Origin of the sequence: Flavobacterium aquidurense, assembly GCF_031458035.1 — a bacterium.
Lineage (GTDB): Bacteria > Bacteroidota > Bacteroidia > Flavobacteriales > Flavobacteriaceae > Flavobacterium > Flavobacterium aquidurense_C.
The window spans coordinates 52,019-70,471 of sequence record NZ_JAVDXR010000003.1 but is presented as its reverse complement, the minus strand read 5'-3'; the positions used below and the strand labels follow the sequence as shown (position 1 = coordinate 70,471).

Sequence of the window (18,453 nt, the reverse complement as noted above, 5' to 3'; positions counted from 1 at the left end):
ATTTACTTTTCTGGTTTCGGCATTTCGTCTGCAGGAAGAATTACCTTATTTAATTCTGCTTCTTTTTCTGCTTTCTTTTTGGCTGCTTTTCCACGACCAATTGGCAGTCCTGCCGTAACATACAAAACTCTGTTGTATTGCTCCGGACCGTCTCCTTTCATTACGGTTACTAATCCGTAATAATATTGCACGGTCATATTCAAACCATTTCCAACATTCATATGATATCCGGCACCAAGAGCAATTCCGGCATCAATCACATGAATCTGATCCCTGATATTATGTTTATATTCAACTTCATCTCCACCATAGTCTTTTCGAAATTTATCAAAAGCCTTGGCCAGCAAACCAAATTGCGGGCCAGTCTTTAGATATATATTATTTTTGAATTGGTATTTAATTAAAATCGGGACATTAAAATAGCGTATTTCGCGATCGACACGTCCTCCGGCAAAAGTATTGTCCAGATTGGCATCACCTAAAGAATATACAGGCATGCCGTGCGCACCCATTGGCGATTTTACGATAACACCGGTATTGATCATCCATGCCGGATTTTTTTTAGATCTTATATCGAAATAAAAACCAAGGTTAAAACCTACTTCCGGAGCAGAGGTTTCCATATTAGAAATCGTCGAAAAATTGATACCGCCATCTAAACCAAATTCTAAAAATGGAGAATTTAATTTGTCACCAAAAAGCAAGGAAATTAAAACTTGTGATTGTGCTGATGTAATACAAAAGAAAGTGATAAGTAATAATAACCCTTTTTTCATAATTGACGAATTAAAGTCCAAAACGATACTGAAGACTGCCTAAGGCTTGAGTACGAGTGCCCAGGAAACCAACTTCAGCGCGAAACATTACGTGTCTGCTAAATTGATATTGAGATCCAATAATAAAATTCCACATGTCTTTTGGTCTTTTTTGCAGTGAATATTGCACAGATGAAGATTCGGCTGTACTAAGTGCCCCATCCAAAGAAGTCAAAATTTCACTTGCTTTTGTAAGTGCTCTGTCAGCAGTATTATGTTTGGCAATATTTACCGGATTGGCTTGTTGAGCCGGCGGTAAGCTATTCCACCAATTATCAACTTTAGTTTGGTTTTCTTGGATTTTGGCAAAACCACTGTCTACTTTTGCCTGAGCATTTGTTAAATCTATAAAATCAGACAGAGGCAAATCTCCATTAGTATCACCATTTATATGCACTCTAAAAGCACCCACCCATACAGCAACATTTGTGTCGGGTTTAGGTAATTTAAAGGTTTTTCCTAATCTTGGTCCAAAAACATAAGAGAAAGCGGGTTTGTCAAGAGAACTAATATCAGTCCAGGCCATATTCATATCAAGGGCTAACCAACCTCCTCCAATACCAATTGTTGGCGTCATACCAATACCAAAAGTAGTTGCATCAAAATTAGCTTTGGTGCTAAAACTCGTAATTTGTGACCAGTTATTATCGGCATCCGGAATCCAGACTCCGGCATTAATTTTAGTGGCTGTTTTAGCTTTTCCAAAAATCCCATAAATGTTTAAGAAAGGAAGCAGCCAAATATCAGGTCTGATTGTTAAGGCACCGGCTTCTACTGTAGATTTATCAAAACGTATAATCTCATCTAAATTATGTAGGGGGCCATGGTTAAAACCAACTTCCAGATTACTAATTACAATTTCAGATTCCTGCCAAAAATAATTAACCGAAACACCAGCAGAATAGGGTAGTTTATATCCTTTTTGAGCAACTTTTTCTCCCCAGATAGGTAAAATATAGGGGTATTTTTCAGTGGCTAAACTGTCTTTAAGCTGCTCATTTTTTTTACCAACTATTTTGTCGGTGTAAACTTGTCCAAACATTTGGATGCTAAAGAATAACAAGGAGGCGGATATTAGCGTATTAAATTTCATTGATTTAAGTATTAAATGTTAATTAATTGAACTGCGAAAAATAAATAGGTACTAAATTGTATTCTGAAAAGGTTTTATTTATGTTTTATAATAGGATGAACTTTAAACGTTTGTAAAATGTGAATTTGAATAATATGTTAATTATTGTTAAAGTTAAATAAATTTTCTTACCGCGTATAATTTTTTTTAAGAATCTAATGCTTAATTTTTAAACCCTTTATTGTTTTGAAAAAATCTTTCTGAAAGCCATTTCTTAAATGATTAGATTTTTCAAAAATTAAATATTATTTTTACAAGTATGAAATGGTTAGCTATCATATTGTCAATTTACTTAATTGCACTTTCAAATATGCCTTGCGCAGATATGGAAGTAGGTAGTGCTGCGCATAAAACTGCTCAATTTTCATCGGAAGCCAATCATTCACATGACAAAAGCAACGATTTATGCTCGCCATTTTGCGCTTGTAATTGTTGTGGAGCTCAGGTTTTGAGTTATGAATCTGTTCCGCTTTTTGATTTTCCTGCAGATTACTCCGTTATCACAAAACAATTACCAAATTACACCTCAGTTTTTGCTTCTAATTTCTACGGAAGTATTTGGCAGCCCCCTCAAATATCGTAATGATTCCCTCCCGATAGCTCAATGTCATTAAGTTAAGGATTAAATGATATGCTGATTGCTGATTTTTGACTAACGATTTTTGATTTCAGATTTACCAGTCCTTGTAAAATAGACAATCAAATATTTAGTAACAATAAATCAAAAATTGTTAATTGTTAATCCTCAATCTAAAATCTCTTAACTTAATGACATTGCCCGATAGTTATCGTGATGGGTTAGAGAATTGTGGATTTTCCACACCATAAAATAGACAAAACCTTGTCTGATTTCTCACGTCATTATATATTCAAATGTTAGATAAAATTATACAGTTCAGTATAAAGAATAAGTTCTTTATACTGTTATTTACCCTTGTATTAATAGCTTGGGGAAGTTATTCGCTTAAAAATTTACCGTTAGATGCCTTGCCGGATGTCACCAATAATCAGGTTCAGATTATTACCACAGCGCCCACTTTAGCCAGTCAGGAAGTCGAACAATTAATTACGTATCCGCTGGAACAGGCTGTAAAAACGGTTCCGGATATTATCGAACTCCGCAGTATTTCCCGCTTCGGATTATCTGTTGTAACCGTAGTTTTCGAAGACAATGTTGATATTTATTGGGCTCGGGAACAAATTTTTCAGCGTTTAAAGCAAGCCGAAGAAAACATTCCGTCGTATGCCGGCTCACCCGAATTAGCGCCCATTACAACGGGTTTGGGAGAAATTTATCAATATGATGTTTACGCCAAAAAAGGCTATGAAAATAAATACGATGCCGTACAACTTAGAACCATTCAGGATTGGATTATTATTCCGCAACTACAAGGAATTAAAGGTGTTGCAGATGTCAGTGCATGGGGCGGGAAGTTAAAACAATACGAAATTGCCGTTAACCCAAATACACTAAACAGTCTGGGAGTTACGATTACAGAGATTTTTGATGCCTTAGAAAAAAACAATCAAAATACCGGCGGTGCTTATATTGAAAAAGATCAATATGCGTATTTTATTCGTGGTGTCGGAATGGCGAAAGGGGTGAACGATTTAGGAAATGTGGTGGTGAAAAACCGCAATGGTTCGCCCGTTTTAGTTCGGGATGTAGCCGAAGTCCGCGAAGGCGTTGCCCTGCGTTACGGAGCTTCAACCAAAGACGGAAAAGGCGAAATCGTTTCGGGTTTAGTTTTGATGCTAAAAGGCGAAAATTCCAGCGCAGTTGTCAACAGAATTCATGAAAAAATGATTCAGATTAACAAAAGTTTGCCTGAAGGTGTCGTTGCCGAAGCTTTTATTGACCGCGGAAAATTAGTCGATAACGCCATCGGAACAGTGACAAAAAACTTACTCGAAGGTGCACTGATTGTAATTTTTGTACTGATTTTATTTCTTGGGAACTTACGTGCCGGATTAATTGTCGCATCTGTAATTCCGCTCGCGATGCTTTTCGCTGTGATTTTGATGAATGCCTTCGGCGTAAGCGGCAATTTAATGAGTTTAGGCGCAATTGACTTCGGAATTATAGTCGATGGAGCCGTTATTATTGTCGAAGCCACGATGCATCATCTGCAAAAACTCAAAAGAAAAAAAGAATTAACGCAAAGCGAAATGGATATTGAAGTTTACAACTCAGCTTCAAAAATCAGAAATAGTGCAGCCTTTGGAGAAATCATTATTTTGATTGTCTATTTACCCATTTTAGCCTTGATCGGAACTGAAGGAAAAATGTTCAAACCCATGGCGATGACCGTTGGTTTTGCCGTTATCGGCGCATTTGTGCTTTCGCTGACGTATGTGCCAATGATGAGCGCTTTATTCTTATCAAAAAACACAGAACACAGAGAAAATTTCAGTGATCGAATGATGGTTTGGCTGGAGAATTTGTACACATCATTTTTAGAAAAAGCCTTACAATTCAAAAAGATAGTTTTAGGAGTTGCTTTAGGTTTATTTGCCTTTGCGCTGATTATTTTTAATAATATGGGAGGAGAATTTATCCCGACGATTGAAGAAGGTGATTTGGCTATAAACGCTACAATTATGACCGGAAGTTCGCTTACGCAGATGGTGGAAACGACCACAAAATTTGAACAAATTCTGAAAGCTAAATTTCCCGAAATTAAAACAATTGTTACCAAAATTGGCAGTGGTGAAATTCCGACAGACCCAATGCCGATTGAAAGTGGCGATTTGATTATTGTTTTGAAAGACAAGAAAGAATGGAAAGGAAAATACCATAATTGGGAAGATTTAGCCAACGCCATGAAGGAAGAAATGGAAATAATTCCGGGTGCGAATATTGAGATTTCACAGCCTATTCAGATGCGTTTTAACGAATTGATGACCGGAAGCCGAAGCGATATCGCTATCAAGATTTTTGGTGATGATTTAGAAATTCTGGATTCAAAGGCTGCAGAATTAATTTCAAAAATTAAAAGTATCGAAGGAATTGGTGATTTAAAAGCCGATAAAGTAACCGGTTTACCTCAAATTACCATCAAATACGATTACAATAAAATAGCGTTGTACGGACTGAATATTTCAGATATCAACCAAATTATACGTTCGTCATTTGCTGGAGAAAGCGCCGGAAAAATCTACGAAGAAAGCAAACGATTTGACGTCGTAGTCCGAATGAATCAGGACAATCGTGCCGATATTACGGATGTCAGCAATTTGTTTATTCCGCTTCCAAACGGGCAGCAGGTGCCACTTTCTCAGGTAGCCTCGGTTGATTACGAACAAGGCCCGGTGCAGGTAACGCGCGAAGATGGAAAACGCAGAATTTCTGTAGGTTTAAATGTCCGTGGTCGTGATATAAAAAGTGTGGTGGAGGAAATTCAGCAAAAATTAGACAAAGATTTTAAACTTCCTGCAGGCTACTATGTCACGTATGGCGGACAGTTTGAGAATTTAATCGAAGCCACAAAACGACTTTCGGTGGCGCTTCCAATCGCTTTAGGATTAATCTTGGTTTTGCTGTACTTGACTTTCAACAGTTTTAAACAGGCAGGACTGATTTTTACCGCAATTCCGCTTTCTGCAATCGGAGGTGTCTTTGCGTTATCGCTGCGCGGAATGCCTTTTAGTATTTCAGCCGGAATCGGTTTTATTGCTTTGTTCGGAATTGCAGTTTTAAACGGAATAGTTCTGATTTCGTATTTCAACCAATTAAAATCAGAAGGCATTTTAGATCCGCTGCAACGCGTTTTAATCGGAACAAAAACAAGATTGCGTCCGGTTTTAATGACCGCAGCAGTGGCTTCTTTAGGATTTTTGCCAATGGCGTTGTCGACAAGCGGAGGGGCAGAAGTTCAAAAACCGTTAGCAACCGTGGTGATTGGCGGATTAGTTTCAGCAACGTTACTGACATTGATCGTTTTGCCGATTTTGTATTTATTATTAGAACGATTTAACCGAAAAGAAGTTAATTAGAAAATTAGAAAATGTGATAATTAGAAAATTACCACTTTATGGAAAATATCAAATTGACTAATGCTTAAATGAAAAGTAAAAAATGATTTTTCACGCAGATTTTGCAGATTATAGCAGATTTTGCGGATTTAATTTTTGAAATACTAAAATAATAATCTGCGTATATCTGCCTAAATCTTTTTAAATCTGCGTGAAATAAAAATATAATATATGAAAACACTATATAAAATAAACCCAAATCCCTCTGTGAGCTCTGTGGAAGCTCCATTGAGTTCTTTGTGGTTAAATTCGCTGTGGTTAATTGTGCTCTTATTTGTAAGCAGTTTATGTTCGGCGCAAGCCAAAATTTCTTTAGAAAAAGCCATAGAACTTGCCAAAACAAATAACATCGACTTAAAAATTGCCGATAAAGAAATTGAAAAACAAACCGTTCTCAAAAAGACCGCTTTTCAGGCAGAACCGCTTCAGGTGCAATATCAGGGCGGGCAGTTTAATAGTGCCGATTTTGACCATAATGTTTCGATTCAGCAATATTTCCCAATCGGGAAGATTACTAAAGCGAATCGACAGTTGCAGGAAGAATTGGTGAAATTGGCTGAAAAACGAAAAGCCTTATCGTCTTATGAAATCGAAAAGGCCGTAACACTGTCGTATTATCAGTATTTATACGGCGTTTCGATTCTGAAATTAAACTCGGAATTAAATGAGATTTACACCAAATTTTTAAAGAATGCGGAATTGCGTTTTCAGACGGGTGAAAGCGGAAACATCGAAGTGATTAGCGCTAAAGCGAAAGTGAAAGAGATTGAAACGCAAAAGGAACAATTAGATTACGATTTAGCGATGTATCAAAAACAACTGCAATTTTTTATTCAGACAGATGAAAATATAGTTCCGGACGAAAAAACAGATTTGCAATATAAAACCATAAAAGACGAGCAGAATTTTAAAGTTGAAGATTTAGTGACGGCGTATTATCAACAGCAGATTTCAGTTTACGAGAAAGAAAGCAATACGTATAAAGCAATGCGAACTCCAAAATTAGGCTTGGGCTATTTTGCTCAAACCATCAACACCGAATCGTTATTTCAGGGTTTTACTGCAGGATTGCAAATTCCGTTGTTTGGAGGCGTGAATACTGCAAAAGCACAAGCTTCGGCAATTAGTATTTTGCAATCGCAACTGGCTTTGGATAAAAGCAAATTAACATTGAATCTGCAAAAGCAGGAATTGCAGAATAACTTTCAAAAACAGCAAAAAGCACTCGATTATTTTCAGAATGAAGGAATGCAATACGCTGATCAGATTATCAATACAGCACAGAAAAGTTATGCCAACGGCGATATGAGTTACTGGTCGTATATCAGTTTTTTAAACCAGGCGATTGACATCAAAAAGCAATACACAGAGGCCGTGCACAGCTTTAATCAAAGTGCTATAGAATTTCAATTTCCATCCATCAAAAATAATTAAAAATGAAAATATATTTAACCACAGATTTAACCGCAAAGCTCGCAAGGATTTTGACGCAAAGTCCGCAAAGGATAGCAGCCTATTGCTTATTGCTTATTGCCTATAGCATTTTAATTAGCTGCGGCGAGAAAAAAACCGAAGAAAAGCCGGAAGAAGAAAAATCGCAGACAGAAGTTGCTTTAACAGAATCTCAATATAAAACTGTGGGAATAGAAACCGGACTTGTTGAAAACCGTAACCTCAACAAAGTCATTAAAGCCAATGGATATACGACGGTGCCACCTCAAAATTCTGCAGAAGTTTCGACTTTAATTGGCGGAACTGTAAAGGATATTTTTGTTCTCGAAGGCACTTTTGTTACTAAAGGAAAAGTTTTGGCGACAATTCAGAATCTGGAAGTAATTGAAATGCAGGAAGATTATCATTCGGCTACGGCCAATATCGAATACTTGCAATTAGAATATAATCGTCAAAAGACTTTAAGTGAAGAAAACGTAAATCCGAGGAAAACTTTCCAGGAAGTAAAAGCAAAATTAGCCGCCGAAAGAGCACGTGCTCAGGCAGCGAAGAATAAACTGGAAGCTTTACATATCAGTACAAAAGGAAGTACTTCGGAAGTTCCAATTTTGGCACCAATCAGCGGATATGTTGGAAAAATCAGTATTGCAAAAGGAGCATACGCCCAAACCGGAGTTTCACTTTTTGAAGTGGTTGACAACAGCCAGATGCATTTGGACCTGAATGTTTATGAGAAGGATTTAGGATCGATTTCGGTGGGTCAGGTAATTGATTTTGTGCTGACAAATCAGTCGAATAAATCCATTAAAGGAAAGATTTTCGGAATCAATAAATCATTTTCAAATGAAAGTAAAACGGTTGCTGTTCATGCCAAAATCGAATCGGCTGATGCGAAAGGACTGATTCCCGGAATGTATGTTTCGGCAAATATCAACATTACAAATGCCACAGTTCCGGCGTTGCCAAAAGATGCTGTCGTACGTAATGCCGACAAATATTTTGTGTTTGTGGAAGAAGATAAACATCAGGATCAATCTGAAAATAAAGAAACTCCTGAAAAAGAAGTTCATTTTAAAGCCATAGAAGTAATTCCGGGGACCACAGATTTAGGGTTTACTGAAGTGAAATTTGTAGATGAAATTTTGGCGAATGCTAAAGTGGTTACAACAGGTGCTTTTTATTTGCTTTCGGCGATGAAGGGCGGAGGAGAACATGAACATTAGGTAGAGGTGCAGAGGTTCAGAGGAGCAAAGGGGCAAAGGTTTTACGGTAGAGTCGCACAGCAGTGCGTCTTAGGTATTTAAAGGTTTGGAGGTTTTACCGTAGAGGCGCACAGCAGTGCGTCTCTCATAATCAAGGTTTTACTTGTTATATTGATAATTTCATTGAATTACCTCCAGCTTTAGCTGGAGGTAATTAGTAAGAATAGAAAAGGCTTTAGCCGAAACAGATATTTTGGCTAAAGCCCTTTAATTGACTTTGAATCACCTCCAGCTAAAGCTGGAGACAATTCAAACAAAAACTTTGCTCCCGAAGCTTCGGGATCGAGTCTGCGAGATTAAAATAAAAACAATTGTTATAAAATATGTAACTTTAGAAAGTGTTTTTCCAAAAATAAAAACTTGAAAAAGGAAAACCTGAAACATAAAAATTATGGAACATCAACATATAGAAAAAAAAATAATAAAAAAGAAAGTCAACCAATCCGGATGCTGTTCGGCGCATGAAGAACATAAACACGACGATCATGACGGACACGATCATGACCACGAACATGCAGCAGATGGAAGTTTGTTTCAGATGTTTCTTCCGGCAATAATTTCATTTATTTTATTGTTGATTGGAATTGCGTTTGACAATTATTTTCCGCAAAGCTGGTTTTCGGGTTATGTTAGAATTGCGTGGTATGTAATTGCTTATTTGCCAGTGGGTTTGCCGGTTTTGAAGGAAGCCTACGAAAGTATTATGAAAGGTGATATTTTTTCGGAGTTCTTCCTGATGTGTATTGCAACAATCGGGGCGTTTGCCATTGGTGAATTTCCTGAAGGTGTTGCGGTGATGTTGTTTTATACCATTGGAGAAAATTTTCAGGGATTGGCGGTCAGTAAAGCAAAATCAAATATTAAAAGTTTATTAGACCAAAGACCAGATGAAGTAACTATTTTAGAAGATAATGTTGCCACAAAAATCAAAGCTTCCGAAGCAAAAATAGGTGCAATTATTCAACTTAAAGCAGGGGAAAAATTAGGATTGGATGGTGAATTATTGTCTGATACTGCATCATTCAATACAGCTGCGCTAACGGGCGAAAGCAAGCCTGCAACAAAAAATAAGGGAGAAACTGTTTTGGCGGGAATGATTAATGGCAATACTGTTGCGCTAGTAAAAGTAACTGCGGCTTATAAAGATAGTAAACTTTCTAAAATTCTGGAAATGGTTCAGGATGCGGTAACCAAAAAAGCGCCCGCAGAATTATTTATTCGAAAGTTTGCTAAAATCTATACACCAATTGTGGTGTACCTGGCAATTGCAATTTGTTTACTGCCAATGCTTTTTGTAGAAGATTATGTTTTCAGGGATTGGCTTTATCGCGCTTTGGTTTTTCTGGTGATTTCCTGTCCATGTGCTTTAGTGATTAGTATTCCGCTAGGTTATTTTGGTGGAATTGGCGCTGCAAGTAAAAACGGAATCCTATTTAAAGGTAGCAATTTTCTGGATAGTATTGCAACGATTCAAAATGTTGTTATGGATAAAACCGGCACAATGACCAAAGGTGTTTTTAAAGTACAGGAAGTCATTATTCAGGATGGTTTTGATAAAGAAGAAATTCTAAAACTGGTCAATGTTTTGGAAAGTCAGAGTACGCACCCGGTAGCGACGGCGATTCATAATCATGTGGGCATGATTGATACTTCAGTTGAATTGAAAAACGTAGAAGAAATCTCAGGTCATGGTTTAAAGGCAGAAATAAACGGAAAAGAACTTCACGTTGGGAATTTCAAATTGATGGATAAATTCAATATTTCGTATAATATTGACCCAAATTCAGTTGTTTACACAATAATTGCAATTGCTTATGATAGCAAATTTGCAGGTTATTTGACTATTGCAGATGAAATTAAAGAAGACGCACAGGAAGCAGTTAATAAACTTAAAGCATTGGGCGTTAAAGCAACAATGCTGAGTGGAGATAAAACGAATGTAGTACAATTTGTTGCGGATAAACTCGGAATAAAAAATGCTTTTGGAGATTTGCTTCCGGAAGATAAAGTCAATAAGCTGAATGAAATCAAAGCTAAAAATGAAACCGTAGCTTTTGTTGGCGATGGTGTCAATGACGCTCCTGTAATTGCTTTGAGTACGGTCGGGATTGCGATGGGAGGTTTAGGAAGCGATGCCACAATTGAAACCGCCGATATTGTTATTCAGGATGATAAGCCAAGCAAAATTCCGATGGCAATTAACATCGGAAAGCAAACCAAAAAAATCGTCTGGCAAAATATTACGCTGGCTTTTGTTGTGAAAGCTTTTGTGCTGATTCTTGGTGCTGGCGGACTCGCAACCATGTGGGAAGCCGTTTTTGCTGATGTTGGTGTGGCTTTGTTGGCGATTTTGAATGCGGTCAGAATTCAGAAAATGAAGTTTTAATTTATTATGACCAACTGTAACATAGTATAAAAACAACAGTCTTTAAGAAAATGATGCGTTGAGTTGAAGAAATAATATCGCAATCCCGAAGCTTCGGGATTGCGTGCGATTTTCGGAGAAGAATAAATACTAAGAATTAATCTTTCAAAGCAAAGTTTCTTTTATTTCTTAAAAATTACTGCTTTAGTATATTCTGCATTCATTTTTGCAATTGAAAGCACCGAAATACTCTGCGGACATTCTACTTCGCAGGCTCTGGTGTCAGAGCAATTGCCAAAACCCTCAGCATCCATTTGCTGTACCATGGTTAATACTCTTTTTGAAGCTTCAATTTTCCCTTGTGGAAGCAAAGCCAAATGTGTGATTTTAGCCCCGACAAACAAAGCTGCACTCGCATTTATACAAGTCGCAACACAGGCTCCGCATCCAATGCAGGCAGCGGCGTCAAAAGAGGCTTCGGCAGTTTCATAAGAAATCGGAATACTATTGGCTTCCGGTGCCTGACCTGTTGAAGCACCAATAAAACCTCCTGCAGTAATAATGGTATCAAATGCACCTCTGTCAATTTTTAAGTCTCGCAGCACCGGAAAAGCTTTTGCACGAAAGGGTTCAATATAAATAGTATCCCCATCTTTAAAACTTCTCATATGAAGCTGACAAGTTGTGGTATTTTTCAAAGGTCCATGCGCTCGTCCGTTAATCATAACGCCACATTGCCCGCAAATTCCCTCTCTGCAGTCATGATCAAATTCAATAACGCGTTCCTTTTTATGAATTAGAGATTCATTCAAAAGATCGAGCATTTCAAGGAAAGACATATGTTCAGAAACCTCATCAACTTCATAATCTACCATTTCTCCTTTAGAAGAAGCATCCAATTGACGCCATATTTTTAAATATAGTTTCATAGCTAATTATTAATTATTAATTATAAATTGTTAATTATGAATTACTTATATGTTATAAAAGTGAGTTTTATGGATTGTAAATTAATTAATTTAAAATTAACAATTAACCATTATTTATAGCTTCTAACTGCAAGTTGTACTGATTCAAATACAAGAGGTTCTTTATGAAGTTCAGGAAGTTCTTCTTTCCCTTTCCATTCCCAGGCAGAAACATAACAGAAATCGGCATCATTGCGAACTGCTTCGCCATCAGGAGTCTGATATTCTTCTCTAAAATGAGCACCACAGGATTCTTCTCTCTGCAGGGCATCATGACACATTAATTCGGCTAATTCAATATAATCGGCGATGCGTCCTGCTTTTTCCAGTTCGCTGTTGAGTTTATCATCTCCGGTAATTAATAAGTCTTTTTCAAAAGAATCTTTTAAAGCTTTGATTTCTACAAGTGCTTGCTCGAGTTTTTCTTTACTGCGTGAAAGACCGCATTTTTCATATAATAATCGTCCTATTTTTTTATGAAAATAATCTGTTGAAAGGGTTCCTTTACTATTTAAGAATTTATCTAGTTGAGATTGTACCGATTTTTCAGCTTCTTCAAATGCAGGGTGCGAAGTATCTGTTTTTGGAGCATTTAATTCTCCGGAAAGATAATTCGGAATCGTATATGGTGCAATAAAATAACCGTCAACGCAAGCCTGAAGCAGTGAATTTGCTCCGAGTCTGTTGGCTCCATGATCTGCAAAATTAGCTTCTCCAAGGGCAAATAATCCCGGAATTGTGGTCATCAATTCATAATCAACCCAAAGTCCGCCCATCGTAAAATGCGCTGATGGTGAAATCAGCATGGGCTCTTTGTACGCATTGATTCCGGTAATCTTCTCGTACATTTCAAAAAGATTACTGTATTTGGCTTCGATTTTATCTTTACCCTGTGTTTTAATAGCATCTGAAAAATCCAGATAAATGGCGTTTTTCATTGGGCCGACACCATGTCCGGCGTCGATTTGTTCTTTTGCGGCTCTTGACGAAATATCTCTTGGAGCCAGATTTCCGAAGGATGGATATTTACGCTCCAGATAGTAATCGCGCTCTTCTTCCGGAATTGTATTGGGATTTCGTTCGTCAGCAGCTGTTTTGGGAACCCAGATTCGGCCATCATTTCGAAGTGATTCCGACATTAAAGTGAGTTTCGATTGATTTTCACCATGCTGTGGCAATGAAGTAGGATGGAACTGAATCCAACTCACGCCGGCCATAAAAGCACCTTTCTTGTGAGCTCTCCAAATCGCAGAACTGTTACAGCCCATTGCTAATGTAGAAAGATAATATACTTTGCCGTAACCTCCTGAAGCCAATACTACGGCGTCGGCGATGTGGCGTTCCAATGCTCCGGTTTCGAGATTGCGGGCGATAATTCCTTTTGCTTTTCCATCAATAACGACCAATTCAAGCATTTCATGACGCGTATTTAAATCTACTTTTCCTAATGAAACTTGTCGTAACAAACCTTGATAAGCTCCTAATAAAAGCTGTTGTCCGGTTTGACCGCGGGCGTAAAATGTTCTGGAAACCTGAACGCCGCCAAAAGATCTGTTATTAAGATATCCGGCATATTCTCGGGCAAAAGGCACACCTTGCGCAACCGCGTGGTCGATAAGATTTGCAGAACATTCGGCGAGGCGATAAACATTGGCCTCACGAGATCTGAAATCACCGCCTTTTATAGTATCATAAAACATCCGGAATGTGCTATCGCCATCATTTTTGTAATTTTTGGCGGCATTAACGCCTCCCTGAGCCGCTACAGAATGCGCTCTTCTTGCTGAATCCTGAAAGCAAAATGATTTGATATTATAACCTTGTTCCGCCAAAGAAGCTGCGCAGGATGCGCCGGCAAGTCCGGTTCCTACAACAATAATAGTTAGTTTTTTTCTATTGGCTGGATTGACGAGCTTGGCTTTTGCTTTATAATTACTCCATTTATCTGCAAGAGGGCCTTCTGGTATTTTCGAATCTATCATTTTTATTTATTTTAAAATGGAATTCATTCACAACACTATTCAGAATAAATTGAAAACTTGGGTACTCAAATTTAATGTTTTTATGTGTAATTATTTCATTCTAAAATAAATTAGATAAAGATTATCAGAGCTTTATGGGATTTATTTCGAATTTATTTCTCAATAATCATGGTAATTCCTTGTCCGCCCGCAGCACAAATTGAAATAAACCCTCTTCCGGAACCTTTTTCATTTAATAATTTAGCCATAACGCCAATAATTCTTCCGCCAGTTGCAGCAAAAGGATGTGCGGCAGCCAAACTGCTTCCTTTTACATTCAATTTTTCTCTGTCAATAGCTCCAAGAGGTTTTTTTAAACCTATTTGGGCGCTCAATTCAGGGCTTTCCCAAATTTTTAAAGTGGCTAAAACCTGAGCCGCAAAAGCTTCGTGGATTTCATAATAATCGAAATCCTGTAGATTTAATCCCGCTTTTTCCAACATTCTGCTTGCAGCGAATAAAGGTGCTAATAAAAGATTTTGCTGATTTTTGACATATTCAATTGCAGCAACTTCGGCAAAAGTGATGTAAGCCAAAATTGGAAGCCCTCGTTCTTTTGCCCATTCTTCGCTGGCTAAAAGTATGCACGAAGCTCCATCTGTAAGAGGTGTTGAATTTCCGGCAGTTAAAGTTCCGTTTACTTTATCAAAGGCAGGTTTTAATTTGGCTAATTTTTCAATCGAGCTGTCTTTTCTCAGATTATTGTCTTTGTCCAATCCGTTGAAAGGCGTAATCATATCATCAAAAAAACCTTCGTCATAAGCTTTAGCCAGATTCAAATGACTTTTAAGCGCCAAATTATCCTGATCTTCTCTTGAAATTTTATAATGCTTTGCAGTAATTTCAGTGTGTCCACCCATCGAAAGCCCGGTTTGTGATTCTTCATTTCTGGGAACCAGAGGCGTTAAATCGGCTGGACGAAGTTTTAAAAACGTTTTGATTTTTTCGCCCAATGATTTAGCTTGTCGGGCGTTCAATAATATTTTTCGAAGTTTTTCACTTACTGCAATGGGCATATCGCTGATGGAATCGACTCCACCGGCAATTCCGGATTCCATTTGGCCCAAAGCAATTTTATTAGCGATGTAAATAGCACTTTCTATCCCGGTGTCGCAAGCCTGTTGTAAATCACAGGCAGGAGTTGCCGGATCAAGACTTGTTTTCATGACACATTCACGTATTAAATTACTATCAGAAGTATGTTTGATTACGGCACCACCCACAACTTCACCCAGCAATTGTCCGTTTAAATTGTATTTGTCAATAAGCCCGTTTAAGGCCGCAGTCATCATTTCCTGATTTCCAACTTCGGCGTAAGCTGTATTTGCTCTCGCAAACGGAATTCTATTATAACCCACAATGGCTACTTTTCTAATTGTATGGCTGTTATTCATCTTTAGATTTTAGTTTTAAAAGAGATTTAATTTTCCAGCCTAAAGATAATTAGAAAATGTGGCAATTAGATAATTAGATAATGAGAAAATGTGGCAATTAGATAATGATATTGGTGCTAATAATTATCTCATTATCTAATTGGCACATTGGCACATTGACACATTTACTTATTCATCGCAATATAATCTGAAGGTGACATAAAAAAGTATTAGAGAAAAATCCCGATAGTTTACCTTCTTCAAATAATAAAAGAAACTATTTATCCTTTATTAGTCAAATAAGTATATCGTTATTCAGAAGTGAAAATGCTTAAAAAACCTGTATCAATTGACACAGGTTTTTTTATTGATGTTCAGTTGCTTATAAATATAGTTTGAGAAATATAACTATTTTTATTTAGAATGATTAAAAATAATTTGGAAAACAAGATATTAGGAATTACTTTTGCCAACGAAATTTAACACCTTACTAAAATGAACATAAATATTACCAAGAAAGTTTTCTTTTTTACACTGCTTTTAACATCACTAAACATGATGAGTCAGGATCTAGGGAAAGTAGCGGGAAAAATTTCTCTAAGTGGAAATATCCCTGCAGAAAATATTTCTGTTACGCTTACAGGAACAAAATATAGTGCTGTTACGAATTCAAACGGACAATACGAAATCAAAAGCGTAAAACCGGGTAGTTATGTTATTCATATTCGTGCTGTCGGAATTCATACGATTGAAGATAATATTGTTGTAAAAGCGAATCAAACTACAACAAGAAACTTCTCACTTTCTGAAAGTCAGGAGGATCTTGATGAAGTAGTTATTACAAAAAACAAATACAAACAAGATAAACCTTCTTTGTCATTACGTCTTCAAACGCCGGTTTTAGAAATTCCGCAAAACATACAAATCGTGAGCGGTCAGACTTTAAAAGATCAGCAAATTACGAGTATGAGTGATGGTGTGATACGTAACGTGAGTGGTGCTGTACGTTTAGAGCACTGGGGAGATTTGTATACTAATATTACAATGCGCGGTTCGCAAATTCAGGCTTTCCGTAACGGATTTAACGTAGTTTCTTCTTTCTGGGGACCACTTACAGAAGATATGAGTTTTGTAGATCATATCGAGTTCGTTAAAGGACCAGCAGGATTCATGCTTTCAAGCGGGGATCCAAGCGGACTTTATAATGTGGTGACTAAAAAACCAACCGGAATTACAAAAGGTGAAGTTTCTATACTTGGTGGAAGCTATGATTTTTACAGAGTTAGTCTTGATCTTGACGGAAAATTAGATAAAAAAGGAAAATTATTGTACAGATTTAATGGAGCTGCTCAAAAGAAAGGATCTCACAGACCTTTTGAACACAATGACCGTTATGTTCTTGCTCCTGTAATTTCATACCAGGTGAATGATAAAACAAAATTAACTGCTGAATATAATTTTCAGTATGCTAATATGACAGAAGTAGGTTCTTACTACGTATTTGGACCAGCATCAGGCGGATATGCAACTTTGCCGGTAGGATTTACAATGACGCAGCCAGGAATACCTGATACTAATATTCAGGATCACAGTGGATATTTGATGTTCGAACACAAGTTTGATGATAACTGGAAATTGACTGCTCAAACTTCATATTTTAAATACCTTCAACAAGGATATAGTTCTTGGCCGAGTGTTGTAGGTCCCGGACCTGTAGACAGAGATTATGACGGCGTACCAGAAGGAACGCTGGAAGCTGGCGAAATTATTCGTAATGTAGGTATTTGGGATGCAGAAAGTAATATGTATTTAGGACAGATTTTCGTAAACGGAAAATTCAATACAGGTGCTGTTAGCCACAAAATATTAGGTGGTGTAGATTTAGGTAGCAAAGATTATGAAGCAGATTGGGGACAATCGCACGATCTTGATACTGTTGATAATCCGTTCAATGTTAATAGTCCAAATTATGGTCCACCATCTAACGGTTTACCTGCTTTTGACCATGATACACCTTTAAGCCAAAGAGCTGGTGGACTTTATAGTTCAGAATATGCAGCTGGATATGTTCAGGATGAACTTGGTTTTTTTCAAAATAAATTAAGATTAACACTTGCTGCAAGATATACATGGATTAGCCAGGCTAGTAGCTATAGTGAAGTACTGGAAGATAGTCATATTACGCCTCGCGTTGGAGTTAGTTATTCAATAAACGAAAGTTTAGCTGTTTACGGATTATACGATCAGGCTTTTACACCACAATCTGGTGTTGTGAGAGAGGGTACAGTAAAACCACTTACGGGTAATAACTTTGAATTAGGTATCAAAAAAGACTGGTTTGATGGATCTTGGAACACTAGTTTGTCAGCGTATAATATCTTAAAGAAAAACGAGTTAACTTCTGATCCAACAAGCCCTCCTGGTCAAGCCTATAGCGTTGTTCTTGGTGAAAAAAGAGCTCAGGGTATTGAATTTGACGTTAGAGGAAAATTATTGGATGGACTTAATTTAATTGCCAATTACGCTTTTACCGAGTCTATTGTATTAGAATCTAATGTTAGCACTATTAAAGAAGGTTCTATTGTACCAGGTTATGCTAAGCATGTTGCAAATGCATGGTTAAATTATACTGTTCAAAGTGGTAAAATTAAGGGATTTGGGGTTTCACTTGGAGGAACTTTCCAAGACGGACGCCAAACTGATACATGGAGTGCAGGACTTCAAAAATTACCTTCTTATTTTAAATTAGATGGAGGTTTATCTTATGAAACAGGAAAAGTAAAAGTTACTGCGAATGTTTTCAATATCTTGGATAAATACCTTTACAGTGGTTCCTACTACGAGTGGCTTTCTGCTTATTACTGGCAAACTGAAGCACCCAGAAACTTTAGAGTTGGGGTAACTTATAAATTCTAATTTTTAGAAGAATTAAATACAAAAACATCCGCTATTTGCGGATGTTTTTGTATTTAATAGGTTCAGAGGGACAGAGTGACAAAGGTTCAAAGGTTTTCCGCAAGATTTTTAATT

The 18,453-nt window shown here is 37.2% G+C and carries 11 protein-coding genes; 6 read left to right on the top strand and 5 right to left on the bottom strand.

Translation table 11 applies throughout. From position 1 onward, the window contains the following. Window positions 1-2 precede the first annotated feature (2 nt). Together J2X17_RS05730 and J2X17_RS05725 are read right to left on the bottom strand one after the other, a co-directional pair. Window positions 3-776, bottom strand: a complete 774-nt coding sequence (locus J2X17_RS05730) for a porin family protein (protein WP_310295535.1) — start codon at window positions 774-776, stop codon at window positions 3-5. 10 nt (window positions 777-786) lie between these two features. Continuing rightward, the gene (locus J2X17_RS05725; protein WP_310295533.1) at window positions 787-1,908 is read right to left on the bottom strand and encodes a hypothetical protein; all 1,122 of its coding nucleotides are present in this window, start codon (window positions 1,906-1,908) and stop codon (window positions 787-789) included. 298 nt (window positions 1,909-2,206) lie between these two features. Between J2X17_RS05725 and J2X17_RS05720 the strand changes: the two genes are divergently transcribed. The 5 genes from J2X17_RS05720 to J2X17_RS05700 all read left to right on the top strand — a co-directional run bounded on the left by J2X17_RS05720 (window position 2,207) and on the right by J2X17_RS05700 (window position 11,082). After that, complete coding sequence (locus J2X17_RS05720; RefSeq protein ID WP_310295531.1) at window positions 2,207-2,530, top strand: DUF6660 family protein; 324 nt, start codon at window positions 2,207-2,209, stop codon at window positions 2,528-2,530. A gap of 290 nt (window positions 2,531-2,820) precedes the next feature. Beyond that, entirely contained in the window at window positions 2,821-5,943 is a 3,123-nt protein-coding gene (locus J2X17_RS05715) for an efflux RND transporter permease subunit (protein WP_310295529.1), read from the top strand. Window positions 5,944-6,153: 210 nt separating this feature from the next. Beyond that, complete coding sequence (locus J2X17_RS05710; protein ID WP_310295526.1) at window positions 6,154-7,416, top strand: TolC family protein; 1,263 nt, start codon at window positions 6,154-6,156, stop codon at window positions 7,414-7,416. 2 nt (window positions 7,417-7,418) lie between these two features. Further along, window positions 7,419-8,657: an efflux RND transporter periplasmic adaptor subunit gene (locus J2X17_RS05705; protein WP_310295524.1), complete on the top strand. Its 1,239-nt coding sequence runs from the start codon at window positions 7,419-7,421 to the stop codon at window positions 8,655-8,657. Between the two features lie 430 nt (window positions 8,658-9,087). After that, window positions 9,088-11,082 carry a heavy metal translocating P-type ATPase gene (locus J2X17_RS05700; RefSeq protein WP_310295522.1) on the top strand — a complete coding sequence of 665 codons (1,995 nt, stop codon included), beginning with the start codon at window positions 9,088-9,090 and terminating at the stop codon, window positions 11,080-11,082. A 161-nt stretch (window positions 11,083-11,243) separates the two neighbouring features. On the opposite strand, the gene J2X17_RS05695 is transcribed toward J2X17_RS05700, so the two are convergent. The 3 genes from J2X17_RS05695 to J2X17_RS05685 form a co-directional block, all read right to left on the bottom strand. Next, window positions 11,244-11,990, bottom strand: a complete 747-nt coding sequence (locus J2X17_RS05695) for a succinate dehydrogenase/fumarate reductase iron-sulfur subunit (RefSeq protein ID WP_310295520.1) — start codon at window positions 11,988-11,990, stop codon at window positions 11,244-11,246. 110 nt (window positions 11,991-12,100) lie between these two features. Next, entirely contained in the window at window positions 12,101-14,011 is a 1,911-nt protein-coding gene (locus J2X17_RS05690) for a fumarate reductase/succinate dehydrogenase flavoprotein subunit (protein WP_310295518.1), read from the bottom strand. Window positions 14,012-14,163: 152 nt separating this feature from the next. Then, complete coding sequence (locus J2X17_RS05685; protein ID WP_310295516.1) at window positions 14,164-15,444, bottom strand: acetyl-CoA C-acetyltransferase; 1,281 nt, start codon at window positions 15,442-15,444, stop codon at window positions 14,164-14,166. A gap of 474 nt (window positions 15,445-15,918) precedes the next feature. Between J2X17_RS05685 and J2X17_RS05680 the strand changes: the two genes are divergently transcribed. Further along, window positions 15,919-18,339 carry a TonB-dependent siderophore receptor gene (locus J2X17_RS05680; protein WP_310295514.1) on the top strand — a complete coding sequence of 807 codons (2,421 nt, stop codon included), beginning with the start codon at window positions 15,919-15,921 and terminating at the stop codon, window positions 18,337-18,339. Window positions 18,340-18,453 lie beyond the last annotated feature (114 nt).

Bases quoted from the DNA above. Each gene is read 5' to 3' on its own strand.
- J2X17_RS05720 (WP_310295531.1), top strand. From the start codon at position 2,207: ATGAAATGGTTAGCTATCATATTGTCAATTTACTTAATTGCACTTTCA.
- J2X17_RS05705 (WP_310295524.1), top strand. From the start codon at position 7,419: ATGAAAATATATTTAACCACAGATTTAACCGCAAAGCTCGCAAGGATT.
- J2X17_RS05685 (WP_310295516.1), bottom strand. From the start codon at position 15,444: ATGAATAACAGCCATACAATTAGAAAAGTAGCCATTGTGGGTTATAAT.
- J2X17_RS05715 (WP_310295529.1), top strand. From the start codon at position 2,821: ATGTTAGATAAAATTATACAGTTCAGTATAAAGAATAAGTTCTTTATA.
- J2X17_RS05695 (WP_310295520.1), bottom strand. From the start codon at position 11,990: ATGAAACTATATTTAAAAATATGGCGTCAATTGGATGCTTCTTCTAAA.
- J2X17_RS05725 (WP_310295533.1), bottom strand. From the start codon at position 1,908: ATGAAATTTAATACGCTAATATCCGCCTCCTTGTTATTCTTTAGCATC.
- J2X17_RS05710 (WP_310295526.1), top strand. From the start codon at position 6,154: ATGAAAACACTATATAAAATAAACCCAAATCCCTCTGTGAGCTCTGTG.
- J2X17_RS05690 (WP_310295518.1), bottom strand. From the start codon at position 14,011: ATGATAGATTCGAAAATACCAGAAGGCCCTCTTGCAGATAAATGGAGT.
- J2X17_RS05730 (WP_310295535.1), bottom strand. From the start codon at position 776: ATGAAAAAAGGGTTATTATTACTTATCACTTTCTTTTGTATTACATCA.
- J2X17_RS05700 (WP_310295522.1), top strand. From the start codon at position 9,088: ATGGAACATCAACATATAGAAAAAAAAATAATAAAAAAGAAAGTCAAC.
- J2X17_RS05680 (WP_310295514.1), top strand. From the start codon at position 15,919: ATGAACATAAATATTACCAAGAAAGTTTTCTTTTTTACACTGCTTTTA.